The sequence below is a fragment of the Fimbriimonadaceae bacterium genome (assembly GCA_019638775.1).
In the GTDB taxonomy this organism is placed as follows: domain Bacteria; phylum Armatimonadota; class Fimbriimonadia; order Fimbriimonadales; family Fimbriimonadaceae; genus JAHBTD01.
In genome coordinates this window covers 555,444-572,516 of sequence record JAHBTD010000001.1, presented here as the reverse complement: position 1 = coordinate 572,516, position 17,073 = coordinate 555,444, and the positions used below count along the sequence as shown (strand labels likewise).

12 protein-coding genes are annotated in these 17,073 nt (G+C 56.0%); 8 read left to right on the top strand and 4 right to left on the bottom strand.

What is annotated here, in order from left to right; genetic code table 11:
• Positions 1 to 56: 56 nt before the first annotated feature.
• Entirely contained in the window at positions 57 to 716 is a 660-nt protein-coding gene (locus KF784_02660; GenBank protein MBX3117938.1) for a PilZ domain-containing protein, read from the top strand.
• A 62-nt stretch (positions 717 to 778) separates the two neighbouring features.
• Positions 779 to 2,710: a hypothetical protein gene (locus KF784_02655; protein MBX3117937.1), complete on the top strand. Its 1,932-nt coding sequence runs from the start codon at positions 779 to 781 to the stop codon at positions 2,708 to 2,710.
• A gap of 133 nt (positions 2,711 to 2,843) precedes the next feature.
• On the opposite strand, the gene KF784_02650 is transcribed toward KF784_02655, so the two are convergent.
• Both KF784_02650 and KF784_02645 read right to left on the bottom strand, forming a co-directional pair.
• Positions 2,844 to 3,704 (bottom strand): phytanoyl-CoA dioxygenase family protein, encoded by an 861-nt coding sequence (locus KF784_02650; protein ID MBX3117936.1) that lies wholly within the window; start codon positions 3,702 to 3,704, stop codon positions 2,844 to 2,846.
• A 116-nt stretch (positions 3,705 to 3,820) separates the two neighbouring features.
• On the bottom strand, positions 3,821 to 5,479 hold the full coding sequence (locus tag KF784_02645; GenBank protein MBX3117935.1) for a ribulokinase: 1,659 nt from the start codon (positions 5,477 to 5,479) through the stop codon (positions 3,821 to 3,823).
• A 271-nt stretch (positions 5,480 to 5,750) separates the two neighbouring features.
• Between KF784_02645 and KF784_02640 the strand changes: the two genes are divergently transcribed.
• The 5 genes from KF784_02640 to KF784_02620 all read left to right on the top strand — a co-directional run bounded on the left by KF784_02640 (position 5,751) and on the right by KF784_02620 (position 12,438).
• Complete coding sequence (locus KF784_02640; protein ID MBX3117934.1) at positions 5,751 to 6,383, top strand: DUF47 family protein; 633 nt, start codon at positions 5,751 to 5,753, stop codon at positions 6,381 to 6,383.
• Complete coding sequence (locus tag KF784_02635) at positions 6,376 to 7,380, top strand: inorganic phosphate transporter (protein ID MBX3117933.1); 1,005 nt, start codon at positions 6,376 to 6,378, stop codon at positions 7,378 to 7,380. Before KF784_02640 ends, KF784_02635 begins: the two co-directional genes overlap by 8 nt.
• A gap of 44 nt (positions 7,381 to 7,424) precedes the next feature.
• Positions 7,425 to 8,807, top strand: coding sequence for a M20/M25/M40 family metallo-hydrolase (locus KF784_02630; protein ID MBX3117932.1), 1,383 nt, complete (start codon positions 7,425 to 7,427; stop codon positions 8,805 to 8,807).
• Positions 8,808 to 9,093: 286 nt separating this feature from the next.
• Positions 9,094 to 11,940 (top strand): hypothetical protein, encoded by a 2,847-nt coding sequence (locus KF784_02625; GenBank protein MBX3117931.1) that lies wholly within the window; start codon positions 9,094 to 9,096, stop codon positions 11,938 to 11,940.
• Positions 11,941 to 12,438, top strand: a complete 498-nt coding sequence (locus KF784_02620) for a DinB family protein (protein ID MBX3117930.1) — start codon at positions 11,941 to 11,943, stop codon at positions 12,436 to 12,438.
• Between the two features lie 143 nt (positions 12,439 to 12,581).
• Here the strand turns inward: KF784_02620 and KF784_02615 are convergent, their stop codons facing one another.
• Both KF784_02615 and KF784_02610 read right to left on the bottom strand, forming a co-directional pair.
• The gene (locus KF784_02615) at positions 12,582 to 13,412 is read right to left on the bottom strand and encodes a PEP-CTERM sorting domain-containing protein (GenBank protein MBX3117929.1); all 831 of its coding nucleotides are present in this window, start codon (positions 13,410 to 13,412) and stop codon (positions 12,582 to 12,584) included.
• A 120-nt stretch (positions 13,413 to 13,532) separates the two neighbouring features.
• Positions 13,533 to 14,363 (bottom strand): isocitrate lyase/phosphoenolpyruvate mutase family protein, encoded by an 831-nt coding sequence (locus KF784_02610; GenBank protein MBX3117928.1) that lies wholly within the window; start codon positions 14,361 to 14,363, stop codon positions 13,533 to 13,535.
• Positions 14,364 to 14,641: 278 nt separating this feature from the next.
• Between KF784_02610 and KF784_02605 the strand changes: the two genes are divergently transcribed.
• The gene (locus KF784_02605) at positions 14,642 to 16,957 is read left to right on the top strand and encodes a hypothetical protein (GenBank protein ID MBX3117927.1); all 2,316 of its coding nucleotides are present in this window, start codon (positions 14,642 to 14,644) and stop codon (positions 16,955 to 16,957) included.
• The last annotated feature ends 116 nt before the right edge of the window (positions 16,958 to 17,073 follow it).

Below are 17,073 nucleotides of genomic sequence, written 5' to 3'. Positions count from 1 at the left end.
AAGCTTGATCGTTCCGATATGAATTGGTAGTTTCCGTTTCGGAGGCGATTTTTTGCATGTCGAGCGTTTCTCAACACAGCTTTAATGGAGTGAGGGCCAGGTTCCAACGGCTAACTGACAACCGCTTCTTCGTCGGTTGGGTTCAGAGCTTTTATGCCAACCAGATCGTCGTGCGCGGTTCTACCGACTCAATTTTGAGCCCAGGTGACAACTTTTACTTTGAGATCCATGGGCTGAACGCCATGGCAACATTCACTGCCCGACTCACCAGCTTCGACGAGCTTGACGTTCTGAAGAACGCGAACTTCCAGTTTGTTCAGGGGGCAGATACTCAGGTCATTTCGGTTGCAGAGCTGGACTTTGAGTTTGAGATCACAAGTCAAGTGCGCTATGCGCGACCCGTTGAAGAGTTTCGGCTGATGGTCAATAAGATGACCGCGCAGTTTCAGTGCAAAGGGAACAATCACGACGTGACAGTTACCGATATCTCGACCGGCGGCTTAGGCCTCGTTTCGGAGGGCGGCTTTGAGGTCGGAGATACGGGCGAAGTTGCGATTTTTTCGGAGTTTGGAGTTATTCGCAGCGAGGTTGAAGTGCGGTACTCCATCCGTGATCCGAAGTCTTTGACCGCGTATCGGAACGGCGTTAAGATTCTGAACATGGCGCGGATTGACGTGGCGAAGTGGAACTCTCTCCTAACGAACAGCTCGTTCTGAGGTCAGGCTGTGCGGGTGTCTACTCGACACGCCGCTGTGATCTCTGACAAAATCTCCTTGTGATGTTCAATCGGCTACGTGTTGGTCTAGCCTGTGCGTTTCTGTGTGCGGGGGCGGTCGGTCACGCACAGCTTCGCCTTGGGTCTCCCTTTCAGGATCACATGGTTCTTCAGCGTGATCGAGCGGTTGCGATATGGGGTTGGGCTAAGCCGGGGACGAAGATTTCGATCAAGTCGAGTTGGGGTTCTGTTGGTGAAGCTGAGGCCGACAAGGCGGGCAAGTGGCTTGGTCGATTAAACACTCCGAAGGGAGGAGGCGGGCCGTACGACGTCACGATCAATGGTGATGGGCAGATCACGCTGGATGACGTGCTTGTGGGAGAAGTTTGGGTGTGTTCGGGGCAGTCGAACATGGAGATGACCGTTCAGAAGGGTTATCCGCCATCCCTGCTTAATCAAGAGTTGGCGATAGCGGGAGCGCAGTATCCGAGGATTCGGATGTTCAACGTCGTCAAGAACATGGCGGCAACCCCTCAGGAGTTATGCGGTGGCGAGTGGCAGGTCTGCACTCCACAGACGGTTGGCTCTTTCTCGGCTGCGGGTTACTTTTTTGCCCAGAGACTCTTTGAGCAGTTGCGTGTGCCCATTGGGATGATTCACACGAGTTGGGGCGGAACAGAAGTTGAACTTTGGACAAGCGAGAGCGGTCTGCGTACGGTGCCTGAACTTGGTGAGAAGCTCGACACCTACAAGAAAACGTCTCTTGAAAATCAAGCGACGCTGACCAAGTGGAATGCCGATTTATTGGCGTCCGATATTGGCAACGGCAAGTGGCAAGCGGTTGATCTTGATGAGGCTGACTGGACGAGCATTCCTGGTCCTTTGAAGTTTGAAGAGGTTGGGCTTTCGCAGTTTGATGGGTTTGTCTGGGTGCGGTGTCGATTCAACGTTCCGGCTGAAATGACCGTCAACTCCGTGAGGCTTGACCTTGGTCCGATTGATGATATCGACACGGCCTTTGTGAACGGCACGCTGGTTGGGGCAACGGGCTCCTTCAATGTCGACAGGAAGTACGACGTTCCCAAAGACTTGGTGCGGCTTGGCGAGAATGTTGTGGCTGTGCGCGTTCTCGATACCGGTGGAGCAGGTGGTTTCGGCGGACCCAATGTCGAAGTGCGGGTGAACAACGATCTCGTGGTCAAGTTGACCGATTGGAAATGGAAGGCATCGACTGATCTTTCGAAATTCGCGAAGCCAGTTTTGCAGCCAGCTAAGGCGTTTTCGACGCTCTACAACGGTATGATCGCGCCCCTTTTGCCTTACACGATGAAGGGTGCGATTTGGTATCAGGGGGAGTCGAATGTTGGGCGGGCGTACCAGTATCGGAAGGCCTTTCCGGCGATGATTCGGGATTGGCGCAGCGCCTGGGGACTGGGCGACTTTCCGTTCTTTTATGTTCAGATCGCGCCTTTCAATTATGGGAATGGGATGAGCCCTGAGCTTCGGGAGGCACAGCTGTTGGCGATGCGAGAGCCCAACACGGGGATGGTTGTGACGACCGACATCACCGACGATGTGAAGGATATCCATCCGATCAACAAGCAAGATGTTGGGCTTCGGCTGGCGCAGTGGGCTTTGAACAAGTGCTATGCAAAGCATAAGATCGTGCCATCTGGACCGATCTATACCGGGATGCGCGTCGAGGGTGAAAAGATTCGTGTCTTCTTTGATTACATCGGAGGCGGGCTGATCGCGGCGGGGCCAGAGTTGACGCACTTTGAAGTAGCGGGTGCGGACAGAAAGTTCTATCCGGCAAAGGCGGTGATTGAGCGCGACCAGGTCGTGGTTTCTTCGGACCAAGTGGCGAAGCCGGTTGCGGTGAGATTTGGCTGGGGCGATGCGGCGATTCCTAACTTGTTTAATAAAGCACTTTTGCCCGCATCGCCTTTTCGCTCGGACGATTGGCCGGGGTTGACGGATAAGAACCGTTGGTGATGTGGCACTGAGCCCAATAGGTTGCTTTGTTTCTCGCAGAGTCGCGGAGAGCGCAGAGTTGACGGGGCAGAGCTAAAGCCTACAGATACTCATGAAAGCGCGAATAATTTCGCACTCCCAAAGTCTTTTGGAATCAATGCGCTGAGCTTGCGCCCTCCATTTCACCGGTGATTTCGATGATTTGTTTGCCGTCTTTGTCGACAAGGACCCCGCAAGGTCCGCCTGTCTTTGCTGCGTCAAGACCATCAACGGTGGTTCCATCGAATCTGTAGACGGGGAAGTAGTACTCGGCGACCATTTCGGCTTCGCCTCCGATGTAGTGCCCGACGATGATTCTACGAAAACGGTCTTCGGAGAGGTTTGGCCCCGAGCCGTGGATCAGTGAACCGTTGAAGAAGAGCATGTCGCCCTCTTTCATGGGGAGGGGAATCGCTTTGAGGCCTTCTGGAATTGGAACAAGGTGGTCGGTAAAGCTTGCATTGGGGTCGGCGTGTCCGGGGCAGAGCATGGGTAGGTCGTGCGATCCGGGAACGATGGTGAGGCATCCGTTCTCTTCGTCAATGTCTTCGAGAGCCAGCCATGCGGCCATGCAGGTACCGGGTTCAGCGCAGAGGTAGCGTTGATCTTGGTGGAGGGCTTGGCCCTTCGCGCCGGGAGGCTTGAAGTAGATCATGGTTTGGACGGCGAGGGGGTCACGCTCGTAGAAGGCGGAGAGGTAAGCGCGGATGCGTTCGTCGAGCATGAACTCAAGGGCAACCTGATCGCCTCGGTGTGGTTGGAGGAGTCGGGGATAGCGGCGCAGCGGATCGGGATTTTCGGGATCGACGCCACCTTCTGCCCAACCGTCGCCACCCCGCTCGACCATGTCGGTGAAGTATTTGCTCAGGCCCTTGCACTCTTCTTGGGAGAAGAGGTTGCGGGCGAGGAGGTATCCGTTTGTTCGGTAGGATTCCACTTCGGCGAGTGAGGGTTGGCGCTCAAGTTTCGGATTCATGCTGTCCTTGGATTTTGACGCATCAGTGTAAATGCGCTTACTATTTTACGTTCGGCAAGTTGGTGTCTCACCCTCCCATTTAGATTCGCTTTTGGCTCACATATAGAAATTCATGGTTAGTTGCGGGTGTCCTGACGGATGGCGATGAGCTGCTTCATTACACCGCTCATGTCGGTTCGGGTTTCACGAATGCCAAACGCATTGTGAAGTTGGAGGTACAGGGCGTCGAGCTTGGCGTAGATGCGATGGGCATCGGGGTTGGGTTTGTAAACCCGGTCCTTGAATCCGCACATGGCTTTTTGGGCGGTTTCCATGTTTGGATGTGCGCCCGTGGCGACGGCACCGCAGATGGCGGCGCCGAGGGCACAGGCCTGGCTGGATCGTGTGATGCTGATGGGGCGGTTTAGGATGTCGGCGTAGATTTGCATGACGAAGGAGCTCTTTTCGGCGATTCCTCCGCAGCAGACCACTTGGTCGACAGCGACGCCGTATTCCTCGATGCGTTGGATGATGCGCAGTGCGCCGAAGGCGGTTGCTTCGATCAGAGCGCGGTATATCTCGGCGGCGGTGGTGTGCAGGGTTTGCCCGATGAGGAGGCCAGTGAGTTCTTGATCGGCGAGGGTGTTTCGGTTGCCGTTGTTCCAGTCGAGAGCGAGGAGTCCGGTAGCACCGGGGTTGAGCGCCTCTGCTTCGCGTTGGAGGCGGTCATGGTCTCCATCGGCGAGTTTGGATGCCCCCCAATTAAAGAGATCGCCCACAGCGGCTTGGCCTGCTTCCAGGCCGAGCATTCCAGGGAGAACGGACTCTTCGGCAATCCCGCAAAGACCGGGAATGTCGGGGATGGAGCCGTCGTTGGGGGCGGCCATGATGTCGCAGGTGCTGGTGCCGAGGATTTTCACCAAAATGCCCGGGCGGATTCCGCTGCCCACAGCGCCGAGGTGGGCGTCAATAGCACCCACGGCAACGCCAATCCTGGCGGGGAGTCCGGTCTTTTGGGCGATGCCGGGGTCGAGATGTCCGGCAAGTTTGTCGGAGGCAAAGACTTGGGTGTAGAGCCGGGTATGCATTTCGGCAAGATAGGGTGAGAGCGTGGAGAGAAACTCCTTTGAGGGCAGACCGCCCCATTGGGAGTTCCACAGCGCCTTGTGTCCGGCGGCGCAGGCGCTGCGGCGGATTTCGGTGGGGTCGGACTGGCCGGTGAGGTAGGCAGTGACGAAGTCGCACTGTTCGACCCAGGAGTGAGTTTGCTCGGCGACATCGGGAGCCACCCGCGAGAACTTGAGCATCTTTGCCCAGAACCATTCGCTGGAGTAGGCTCCGCCGCATTTGGCGAGGTAGGGCTGATCGGCGGCTTTTTGGGTGATCTCTTGGGCTTCAGCGATGCTTGTGTGATCTTTCCAGAGCCAAGCTTGGGCGTGGGGGTTATCTTTGAATTCCAGCTTCGTTCCGAGGGGGACGCAGTGCTTGTCCACGGGCATGGGGGTGGAGCCGGTAGTGTCTACACCGATGCCGACGATGCGGTCTGGGGAGAAATCGCTTGACTTTTGGGCATCTTTGAGGGCGACCTCTATGGAGCCGTAGATGCCAGAGATGTAGTCGCCGGGGTGTTGGTGGGCGAGGTTGGGGTCTTTGGGATCGACGATGATGCCTTGTTCACCGCTTGGGTAGTCGTAGACGCCAGTGCCGACTTCTTCGCCGGTGGCGATGTCGACGATGAGGGCACGGACGCTGTTGGTTCCGTAGTCCAAGCCGAGAGAGAATTTGCGATTCGACATTGTTGTCACTGAATTCTTGCAGTTTGCACTGTCTTACCCGGGATTAAGTAGCAGGGAGCGAGAAGCGAGGAGCTGGGAGTGAGTAGTGAGCAACTGGGAGGAAATAGTTGGGAGGGAATAGCTGGGAGGGAGGAACGGGGACGGGATGGCTGGGAGTGTGGAGCGATTGTGGAAAACGTCGTCGATTGCGGGCCTTGCTTTTCGGCAGTTGGATTTCTTAACATTCATAATAGTTTGCGGATGAACGCCGTTTCGGATTAGGAATCTACCGATGATGTTGCTGAAGAACCGTAAAGACACGAACCTGTATGCCTTGCTTGAGGCTCAGGCGAAACTCGACACGAAGGCCGCGGAAGAGTTTTTGGCGATGTCTCGGGATTTTGAGAGGCTGCCGCACTATGCGCAGACTCTATCTGACATGGAGACCGAAGGCGACGATCTGACGCATGAGCTTCAGAACAAGATTGCGGCGGTTTTCATCACTCCGTTGGATAAGGAAGATCTCAAGGAGCTGTCTTCGGCGCTTGACGATGTGATCGACTACATTGAGGCGGCGGCGGCACGGGCCGATCTTTACGGACTTAAGGGGCCGCGCGCCGAGTTGGTGCCGCTTGCCGAACTGCTTGTGAAGATCACACAGCTTACTGAGACAGCCGTGTCTTCACTGCGCAACGGTTTTGCCAAGTCTCAGTTCTTGAAGCAGACATTGACGGATATTCATACAGTTGAGAACGAGAGCGACAGGCTGTTTCGTACGGCGCTCAAGAACCTATTTGATGAGCCGGGAATCGATGCGCTGACCGTGATCAAGTGGAAAGAGCTTTTTGATCGGATTGAGACTGCGATAGACAAGTGCGAACACATCGCGGCGATCATCGGAACGATCTTGGTCAAGTATGCCTGACATCACGTTCCTCCTGATCTTGACCGTGATTTTGGCGTTGGTGTTTGATTACATCAACGGGTTTCATGACACGGCAAATGCCATCGCGACGGTTGTATCTACCCGAGTCCTTTCTCCTCGTGTCGCCATTTTTCTTGCGGCAAGTTTGAACTTTGCGGGTGCGTTGGTGGCGGAGAAGGTGGCAAAGACGATTGCCAAGGGGATTATCGTCCCCGAGATGGCTACGGAAACGGTTGTCTTAGGGGCGATCGTTGGGGCGATCGTTTGGAACCTGATTACTTGGGTTTACGGCATTCCCAGCAGTTCTTCTCACGCTTTGGTGGGCGGCTTGGTTGGAGCGGGGATTGCGAGCGGGGGGCTGTCGGTTGTGACTTGGGATGGCTTACTCGACAAGGTGATCTACCCCCTGATCGGCTCGCCGATTGTCGGTTTTGTGATTGGGTTTATCATCATGAATCTGATCGCGATCTTTTTTGCCCACTCGCATGCGCAGCGCGTGGGTTCTGTTTTCAAAAAGCTCCAAGTCGTCTCATCCTCTCTTATGGCGTTTGCCCACGGGCAGAACGACGCGCAAAAGAGCATGGGAATTATCACGCTGGCGCTTGTTACTCACGGTTTTGTCGATCCTAACAACGCGCACGTTCCGCTTTGGGTGAAGCTTTCTTGCGCAGCAGCCATGGCGCTGGGGACTGCGGCAGGTGGTTGGCGGATCATGCATACCGTCGGGCAAAAGATCAGTCGTCTTGAGCCTGTTCACGGATTTGCAGCGGAGACTTCGGGCGCGATGGTCATTCTTGCGGCCGGTTTCTTTGGGATGCCGATCAGCACGACGCATACGATCACGACGAGTATTTTTGGCGTTGCGTCAGCTCGCAGGTTCTCGGCGGTTCGGTGGAGTGTCGCTCAACGGGTTGTTATCGCATGGGTGTTGACGATTCCGGCTTCGGCGGCGGTTGCGGCGGGTTCGTACTGGGTGTTTAGCCAAATTTGGAAGTAAGGCGACCCGCATTCGTGGGATATATTAGGGTCGAAGGAGCCCTCATGAAAATCCCAATTGCTCTCCTATTGACATTCCCTCTGCTTTCGTCTGCCACGAATTTTCCAATGGCGGGGCAGGAGGACTATGCGTCAGTGACCCAGCCATTGCTTGAGAAAGGGATGCGCGAGATGGGGGCGTATGCGATGCTGCACCAATTGACGACGAACGTCGGGGCGCGGCTGAGCGGATCGCCTGAAGCTGCAAAGGCGGTTGCATGGGGTCAGAAGAAGATGGAGCAGCTTGGCTTTGAGAACGTCCGGCTAATCCCTTGCATGGTGCCTCATTGGGTTCGGGGGGACAAAGAAGAGTTTACGTTGACCACTTCGTCCGGGCAGAAGCTGCGTTTGAATGGGACGGCGCTTGGGATGAGCGTTGGGACACCGGCGAACGGGATCACAGCTGAGGTGATTGAGGTGAAATCGCTTGAGGAAGCCGGGAAGCTAGGAGAGAAGGCGAAGGGCAAAATCGTATTTTTTAACGGTCCGATGGATCCGACACTTGTGAGCACTTTTGGAGCTTATGGGGGTGCGGTTGGCCAGAGATCGGCGGGGGCTTCGACGGTGGCGAAGTTTGGCGCGGTAGGGGTTTTGGTTCGGAGCATGACGCTTGATCCGGACGACGAGCCGCATACGGGAGCGATGCGTTATGCGGAGGGTGTGAAGAAGATCCCAGCGGCGGCTCTTGGCATTCAGTCGGCAGAGCGTTTGAGCGCGGCAATAAAGAAGGGGCCAGCGAAGGTTCGATTCGTTTTGAGCTGCAAGCAACTGCCAGACGGGCCCTCAGCGAATGTGGTTGGGGAGATTCGCGGTTCGGAGTTTCCGGATGAGGTCATCGTTGTTGGCGGGCACTTGGACAGTTGGGACAAGGGCACGGGGGCGCATGACGACGGGGCAGGGGTTTGCCAGTCTCTGGAGGCATTGCGGCTGTTTAAGGGGTTGGGTTGGAAGCCGAAGCGGACGATTCGGGTCGTGCTTTTCATGAACGAGGAGAACGGAGGCCGGGGAGCGGCGGCTTATCTGGATTTTGCCAAGAAGTCGGGCGAGAAGCATATTGCGGCACTTGAGTCGGATGCGGGTGGGTTTGCACCACGTGGATTTAACACGTCGGTGTCGGCAGAGGAGTCAGCGAGGGTGAGCAAGTGGCTGCCTGCGCTGTCGGTTTTTGAGGCGGAGAAGTTTAGTTATGGAGGCGGTGGCGGTGCGGATGTCGGGCCATTGCGTGAGGTTGGGACGGTGCTTTTTGGCTTGCAGCCGGAGAGTCAGCGGTACTTTGATTATCACCACTCACACAAGGACACGCTTGACAAGGTGAGTCGGCGGGAGTTGGAGTTGGGGGCTTTGGCAATGGCTACGCTTGTCTGGCTGATTTCGGAAGAAGGGATTTAGAGCAAGTGTAAGGGTCGTAAGGATCGTAAGGATAGTAAGGATAGTAAGGATAGTAAAGACTGTAAGGATCGAGTTTGACAATTGCTCAAGCCTGCAAATCGGATCTCGGTTCGGCTGCAGTCCGCAATTGGCTCAAATCACCCTCACCCCTCGGTCCCCTCTCCCTCGCTTCGCAGGGAGAAGGGAGGTACGGACCTCCCATCAATCCTTTAGTTTAACAAGGGGAGGGCTGGCGTTGGAACCAATTCAGTTGCGTTCGCGCACTCGGACAGGGATAGACTGAGCCATGCGCAAGTTTGCCCTTCTTTGTGTGCTTGCTCCGGCAGCGCTTTTTGCTCAGGGAAACGACGAAGCCTACGGCAAGAAGATCCGTGAATACACGACCGAACCGTTTTTCCTGACCGAACTCGTCGATCACCTCCCGGCAAGCAGTACCGTTCCCAGTCCGATGAAGCATTTTGGCGACATCATCGGGGCGCCGAATGTGCTCCACTACACGACTGAGATACATGGCTATATGCGCGCGCTGGAGAAGGCGAGTCCGCGCGTGAAAGTGGTGAGCATGGGCAAGAGCGAAGAGGGGCGCGAGATGATTTGCGTGGTCGTCTCTTCGGAAGCGAACCTCAAACGACTCGACCGTTTGAAAGAGATCAACACGAAGTTGGGCGACCCTCGAACGATCAGCGATGCTGATGCTCAGCGGCTGATCAAAGAGGGTGTGCCGTTTTACTATGCGACGGCTGGCCTGCACTCGCCAGAGAGCGGCCCGCCTGAGATGGTGATGGAGCTTGCTTACCGGTTGGCGGTTTCGGAGGAGCCGAACATTCAGCGGATTCGGAATAACTCGGTGGTGATGATCACTCCGGTGATGGAGCCAGATGGGCGCGACCGATTTGTCGATACTTATCTTTACCGGAAGAAGAATCCAGATAAGCCGCGAATCCCGTTGATGTATTGGGGCAAGTACGTGGCGCACGACAACAATCGAGACGCGATGTGCAGCACTTTGGCGCTGAGCCAGAACTTGATGAAGACATGGTTTGAGTTTCGGCCCCAGGTGATGCACGATCTCCACGAATCGGTGTCCTATCTTTATATCTCCACTGGAACGGGGCCTTACAACGCATGGCTTGATCCGATGACCATTGACCAATGGCATCAGATGGCCTATCACGAAGTTGGGGAGATGACTCGGCGGGGCGTTCCGGGGGTTTGGACGCATGGTTTTTACGATGGATGGTCACCGGGCTATGCGTTTTATGCGGCGAACGGGCACAACGCGATCGGGCGGTTTTATGAGACTCAGGGCGGGAGCGGCGCCGACACTTCTATCGTTTCAACAGGAAGCACGGCAAATCGCGATTGGTTTAGACCGAACCCTCCTTATGAGCGCGTGCAATGGTCGATCCGCAACAACACGAACTTGATGCAGTCTGCTTTGCTGCTTGGTTTGGACAATGTTGCTACGAACAAGGAGAAGTATCTCTTTGAGTACTGGCTGAAGTCGAAGCGGTCGGTGGCGAAGGCTCGTACAGAGGGTCCGGCTGCTTGGGTTTTGCCGGGCGGGGAGCTTCGGAAAGGGCAGCAGAGTTTGCTGTTGGAGGCTTTGGTGCGGCAGGGGATTGAGATTCACCGGCTTGATGCTTCGGTGAAGGTTGGGGAGCAGGAGTTCCCGGCGGGCAGCTACGTCGTGCGTATGGATCAGCCCTATAGCAGGATGGGCGACATGCTTTTGGACCGGCAGTATTACAGCACTTCCGACCCGCGCCCTTACGACGATACTGGCTGGACGCTTGGACCGCTGTTTAATGTGCAGACGGTTCGGGTCAAGGACGTGTCCATCTTGGATGCGAAGATGTCTTTGGCGAGTTCGTTTAGAGATGGCAGGATTACGGACTTGGCGGGCGAAGGAACGGGCAAGGAGAATTGGTTCATTTTTGATGCGCGGGGGGATGTTTCCGGGGCGCAGCTTCGGTATGCGCTGAAGGATTCGGAAGCGGTGGTTGCTGAGAAGGAGTTCACATACGGAGGCAAAAAGTTTGCGGCAGGGACGATGCTTATTCGAAGTGGCGACAATGCCCGGATTCCCGGACTTGTGAAACAGCTAAACCTGAGCGGGTACCACATCACTGCGGATTTGAAGTCGCTCAACGTGCCCACGCACGCGCTGGATGCTCCAAGAATCGCCTATGTTCATACGTGGCAGTCAACGCAGGATGAGGGTTGGGGGCGGATTGCTCTGGATCAGCTCGGGATTCCGTACGCGTATGTGTCTGTGCATACGTTGCGGGATTTGGCGGACCTGCGGTCGAAGTTCGACGTGATTATTTTGGGCGAGGCGCGGGGCAACGCTCAGAGCATCGTGAACGGGGTACCGATGACGGGCGATCCGATTCCGTGGAAGGCTTTGCCGGGCTTTACCAATCTCGGCGGTCCAGACCAGACTGATGATATCCGGGGTGGGATCGAGCTCTCCGGGATGGTGAATTTGCAGAAGTTTGTTAATGGTGGTGGGCTCATCATTTGTCTTGGAAACACTTGTCGTGTTCCCATCGACTACGGGCTTGTTTCGGGCGTGAGCGTTGCTATCCCGGATCAGTTGATCGCACCGGGAGGAGTCTATCGAACGGAGAATGATTCGAGGGGCAACCCCGCACTGTATGGCTATGACGAGAAGGTTCCGGTGTTCTTCCGGGGCAATCTCTTACTGGAGATAGGCGGTGGAGGCTCGGGCGGACGGCGCGGTTCAGGATCAAGTGGGCGTGCGAGCGGGCGGGGTGGATTGGACGATCCCGATGTGATTCAGGGCAGGCCACCGCATACGGCGAGACCGCTTTCCGAAGATCAACGGACGCCGAACTTTGGCGGTGCGGGGCTGACGCCGGCTCGTGCGTTGCTGCGGTTCTCGGCCGTGGATTCGCTTCTCATCAGTGGGGCATTGGAGCATGGTGAAGAGCTTGAGGGCAAGGCCGCGGTTGCGATCCAACCCGTTGGGAAGGGCAACATTATGTTGTTTGCAGCGAGTCCGTTTTGGCGAGGAATTACGACGGGGTCTTGGAGCATGGTGTTTAATTCGGCGATGAACTACAAGTCACTCCAGCAACCGCCACGTGCTCAGGCTGGGGGTGAATAGGTGGCTAAGCCTGCTGAATTTACTTTGCATGATCGGCTCAAGGCAAGGCTTCGGCTCGTGCGGGAAGACTTGGAAGAGATTCTTCCACGGTTATCCGATAGCGATTTGTCTTGGGCACCGACCGAAGGGATGCGCACCGTTGGCGGGCAGTTCATTGAGATTGCGGCTACGGAAATTATGCTTTTGGCCTGGATGAAGGAGGGTCGTCACATTACTTTCAAGGAGGCGGAGTCCTTTGCGGAGGGAAACCCAACGCTTGAGGAATTGATCGGGGCTTTGAAGTCGGCTCGGGCAGATACTTTGGCTTATCTGGACTCGCTGACTGCGGAGCAGTTGGAGACGCCAGCGCCATTTCCGGATCGATGGTTTGAATCTTTGGGTCAGCCGATGATGCAGCCGAGTGAGGCTTTTCGGAGCCTTGCGGCGCATGAGTGGTACCACGTCGGGCAGTTGGTTTCTTATTTGTGGAGCCGGGGAGACGATCCGTATAAGTGGTGAAGTGGGGGCGTTGGCAGGTGGTTGGCAGGTGGTCGGCAAGTAGTCGGCAGGTGGTTGGCAAGTAGTCGGCAGGTGGTTGGCAAGAATGAGGGGTAAGGATTCTTTACAATCCTTACCCCTTCCAACATTACTGTTTGCGCTCTTTACGCCTTCTTGTTCTTTCGCCGTCGCAGAGCCAGCGCGCCGAGACCGAGAACGATCAGGGTTGCCGGTTCGGGGACGGGGATGCCCGTGGTGGTGTAGATCTGCTGGGCGAGCTGCGGAGTGATGGTTGCGTACCAGTTCAGCGCGCCGTACTGCTCGAACTGTCCACCGGAGAGGACGCCCCAAATGAGTCCTGAACCATCGAGCAGCATGCTGCCGCTATCTCCGGGGGCTCCAAAGCCTTCTACTGGGCGGACATTGGGATCGTTTGGTGAGTCGAAACGGTCGATCAGCATCAGTTGGTTTTCGCCGCCAAAGTTCATCATTTGAGTGTTGACGAGCTTTGTCTGCATGCCTCGGCGCTTGTTGTCCCACTGCCACGGGCTACCGCCTTCGGCACCGTAGAGTCCATAACCAGCGGAATCGAGGTTTGTACCGGCAGCGTAGGTTCCTGCCGAGTGCAGACCGGGTGTGAAAACGTTGCGGTTCCAGCCGCTGATCTTGAAGATGGAAACGTCGGCACCCGCAAACCCGATGGCTTGGGTGATGGCGTAGTTGCCTCCGTCTTCAAAAGTAAAGGACCCCGTGTTTCCAGTTGTGATGACGTGCTTTGCCGAGATGCCCCACGCCTGCCCGCCGGTGCCGATTCCTAGGAATGTTCCGGTACCGGAGCCGCCGCCGACGGTCACTCGACCGACGCCCTGGAATCTTGCGTCGTTACCGAAGGTAAGAACGGTCGATTGCGGGATGTCATTCCGCCAGATAATTGCAGAGGCAGAAGTGGCCATGCTGGCACCAACGGCGACGAGAGCGATAGGAATAAGTTTCATGGGGTTGGGTCCAATTTGGGGTGAAGATAGATTATACAACACGTTCTTTTCAGCGCCGACCGGGTTGGGGGAACACCGGTGTAAATACTTGGTATTCGTCGGTTGGGGGAAGATTGGGTCTTAGAATGCCTTGATGATTTCGGTGGAGGGTACTGCGGTGGACAGCGCGTCGAAGGTACCGGTTTCGGCGATGCTTTGGCTGGCACGCATGAATGCGCCCCAGGCAACTCTGGCGAGCGCTCCTCCGACAGAGATTCGGCGGACACCGATCGCGGATAGGTTTGTGAGTGTGAGGTCGGGGCTTGGGGAACCCACTAGAATGTTCACTGGCTTGGGAGCAACTGCTTTGACGATTTGTTCAATCTCCTTGAGATCACGGACGCCGGGAGCGTAAAGGCAATCGGCTCCGGCTTCGGCGAAAGCGATGAGGCGGTTTATGGCGACGTCAAGCGGGTTCTCTGCTCCGACCAGCCATGCTTCGCATCGAGCGGTAAGGACGACTGGGAGATCACTAGCGTCGATGGCTGACCGCGCGGCGCGGATGCGGTCGATGGCGAGTTCGCTTTCGTAGAGGGGTTGCGCTGGGTTGCCCGTTGCGTCTTCGATGGAGAGTCCGGCGACGCCGGATTCGATGCATCTTTTAACATTTGTGGCGACGCCTTTTGGATCGTCGGCATAGCCGTTTTGAAAGTCGGCATTGACGGGGAGGGGTGTTGCTTCTGCAATTTGTTGAAAGTGGGCAAGAGCGGTTTCGAGGGACACGGCAGCGACGGCGTCGGGTCTGCCGAGGGTGAAGGCAAATCCTGCGGATGTTGTGGCGAGGGCTTTGAAGCCAAGGTGCTGGAGGTAGAGAGCGGAGCCGATGTCCCAGGGGTTGGGGAGGATGAAGCAGCCGGATTCGTGGAGCTTGCGGAACTCTTGGATGGCGGTGGTTTGGGTGGTTGCGGTCATGGTGGGAGTTTACTGTGGGGGAGGGGATTTGGGGGACCTCCCCACCCAACCCTCCCCTCCATTTCCGGAGAAATGGAAGCCGAGGAAGTTTTTGGGGACCTCCCCACCCTGCCCTCCCCTCCATTTCCGGAAAAATGGAAGGGGAGGGTTTTTCGGACCTCCTTATGAACCTTCCTCTCCGATCAGCCTCAGGGAGTATGCTTTCGGCATCAGCTCTTGGGTCGGATTTGAACAGTGCGGTTTGACACGTCACGGAGCGACATTCAATAGGAAAGAGCATGCTGATTACGCTACTTGCAGGAATGGCTATGATGAACCCAACTGGGCTGACGAATATCGACCAAAACGCGCTGGAAGAAACCGCTACACAAAACAATCTCGTGGTGAACGACGAACAAGACAGGCCGGTGACGATTGAGAAATGGATGTCGACGCGCTGGAGCGCAGATGCGCTTGCGGGGAGGGCTTGGAAGGAGTATCCCCGGCCTCAGATGGTACGCGACCGTTGGGAGAATTTGAACGGGTCTTGGGAGTATGCGATTGCTCCGGCAAACCTTGAGATTTGGCCTGGCGCACAAGGGAAAATTCTGGTTCCTTACCCGGTCCAGTCGCATTTAAGTGGGGTTCAGAAACAGGTTTATGCCGATCAGGCGCTTTGGTATCGGCGCACTGTAGTTGTGCCTGATGGCTGGAAAGGTCAGCGCCTTCGGCTGAACTTTGGAGCAGTGGATTGGCACACCAAAGTTCTTGTCAATGGGAAGTTGGTGGGGGAGCATTTTGGGGGCTACGATCCGTTTGGCTTTGACATCACGGACGCCTTGAAGGCCGGGGAGAATGAGCTTGTTCTGCGCGTGTGGGATCCGACGACAGACGGCGATCAACCCTATGGCAAGCAGACTTTTACACCGAGTGGGATTTGGTATACGGCGGTCACGGGGATTTGGCAAACCGTTTGGATGGAGCCGGTTTCGACTTCTTCCATAGCCTTGGTTGTTGCTGAGACGAAGATTTCTGGCGACGTGAAGGTGGATGTGGGGGTTGAGGGGAAGCATGAAGGCTTGACCGTGCATGTGAAGGCAATGTTGAACGGGGCAGAGGTTGCTACTGGTTCTGCTCCGGCCGGGAAACCAATTGCTTTGAAGGTGCCCCAGCCACGGCTTTGGTCGCCGGATTCGCCGACTCTCTATGATCTTGAAGTTGAGCTTCGTCAGGGCGAGAAGGCGGTCGATAAGGCGGGCAGCTATTTTGGGATACGAGAGATCGCCTTGAAAGAGGACAAGTTTGGAGTTCGGACCTATCTGAACGGAGAACCGATCTTTATGTTTGGACCGCTGGATCAGGGTTGGTGGCCGGACGGCTTATACACGCCTCCGAGCGACGATGCTCTGCGGTATGACCTTGAGGTTTTGAAGAGGGCGGGCTTTAACACGGTTCGCAAGCATGTGAAGGTGGAGCCAGCACGGTTTTATCGGCACTGCGATGAGCTTGGGCTTTTGGTTTGGCAGGATATGCCGAGCAATTTGAAGTTTGGTCCGGGTTGGAACACGAACTTTCGGGTGAAGAATGAGAAACCCGACGGGCCGCGACCTGCCGTTAGCAAGCAAGCGTTTGAGGATGAATGGCGGAACATCATGACGGCATGCAAGCCGTTTCCGAGTGTGGTTGTTTGGGTTCCGTTTAATGAGGCTTGGGGGCAGTTTGATACGAAGCGTGTTTCGGACTGGACGAAGGCATTTGATCCGAGCAGGCTTGTGAATCCGGCAAGCGGAGGCAACTTCGTTGAGGCTGGGGATATGCTCGATATTCACGTTTATCCGGGGCCAGGATCGCCTGACCCTGTGCCTGGACGGGCGATCGTTCTGGGTGAGTTTGGAGGACTTGGATTGCCGGTGGACAAGCACACCTGGCAGGAAAAGGATAACTGGGGGTACCGCAGCTTCACGAATTCGGCGGATTTGATGGTGCGCTATGAGCAGCTGATTAAGAGCCTGACGCTGCTGAAATCGAAGGGGTTGAGCGCGGCGATTTACACACAGACGACGGATGTTGAGATTGAAGTCAACGGGCTGATGACTTATGACCGCTCGATTTTGAAGATGCCCTTGGACTGGCTGCGGAAGGTGAATTCGGCGGTTTATGGCCCGCCGATGACGATGCAGGCGGTTTTGCCGACGGCAGATGATTCTCCTGGTGAGTGGTCTTACACGGAGTCGGAACCGGCGGCGGATTGGTTTGGCGAGGCGTTTTCGGCTGTGGGTTGGAAGCAGGGCAAGTCTGGCTTTGGCACGGCTCAAACGCCGGGGGCGATTGTTGGGACGGTGTGGTCGAGTGAGAAGATTTGGATTCGGCGGGAGTTTACGGCTGTCGATGTCTCCGGCGATCTTTGGCTGAAAATCCACCACGACGAGGACGCGGTTGTGTATCTGAACGGGTCGGAGATTGCCCGGTTGGAGGGTTATACGACGGATTATTTGTTTGTGGACATTCCCGATGGATTGCTGAGGTCGGGGAAGAATGTGATTGCGGTGAGCTGCAAGCAGACTAGCGGTGGGCAGTACATCGATGCAGGGTTCTATCGGGCGGTTAAAGGGTAGCCATCCCTAAGCTGAGGGTTTTCGGAGGGCAGTCGCTCTTGCCAAAGAAGCTGACAGAATAGGACATGCTCGCGCTCTCGAATTTGGAAATCTACAAAAGTCCCAAGTCGTGTAAG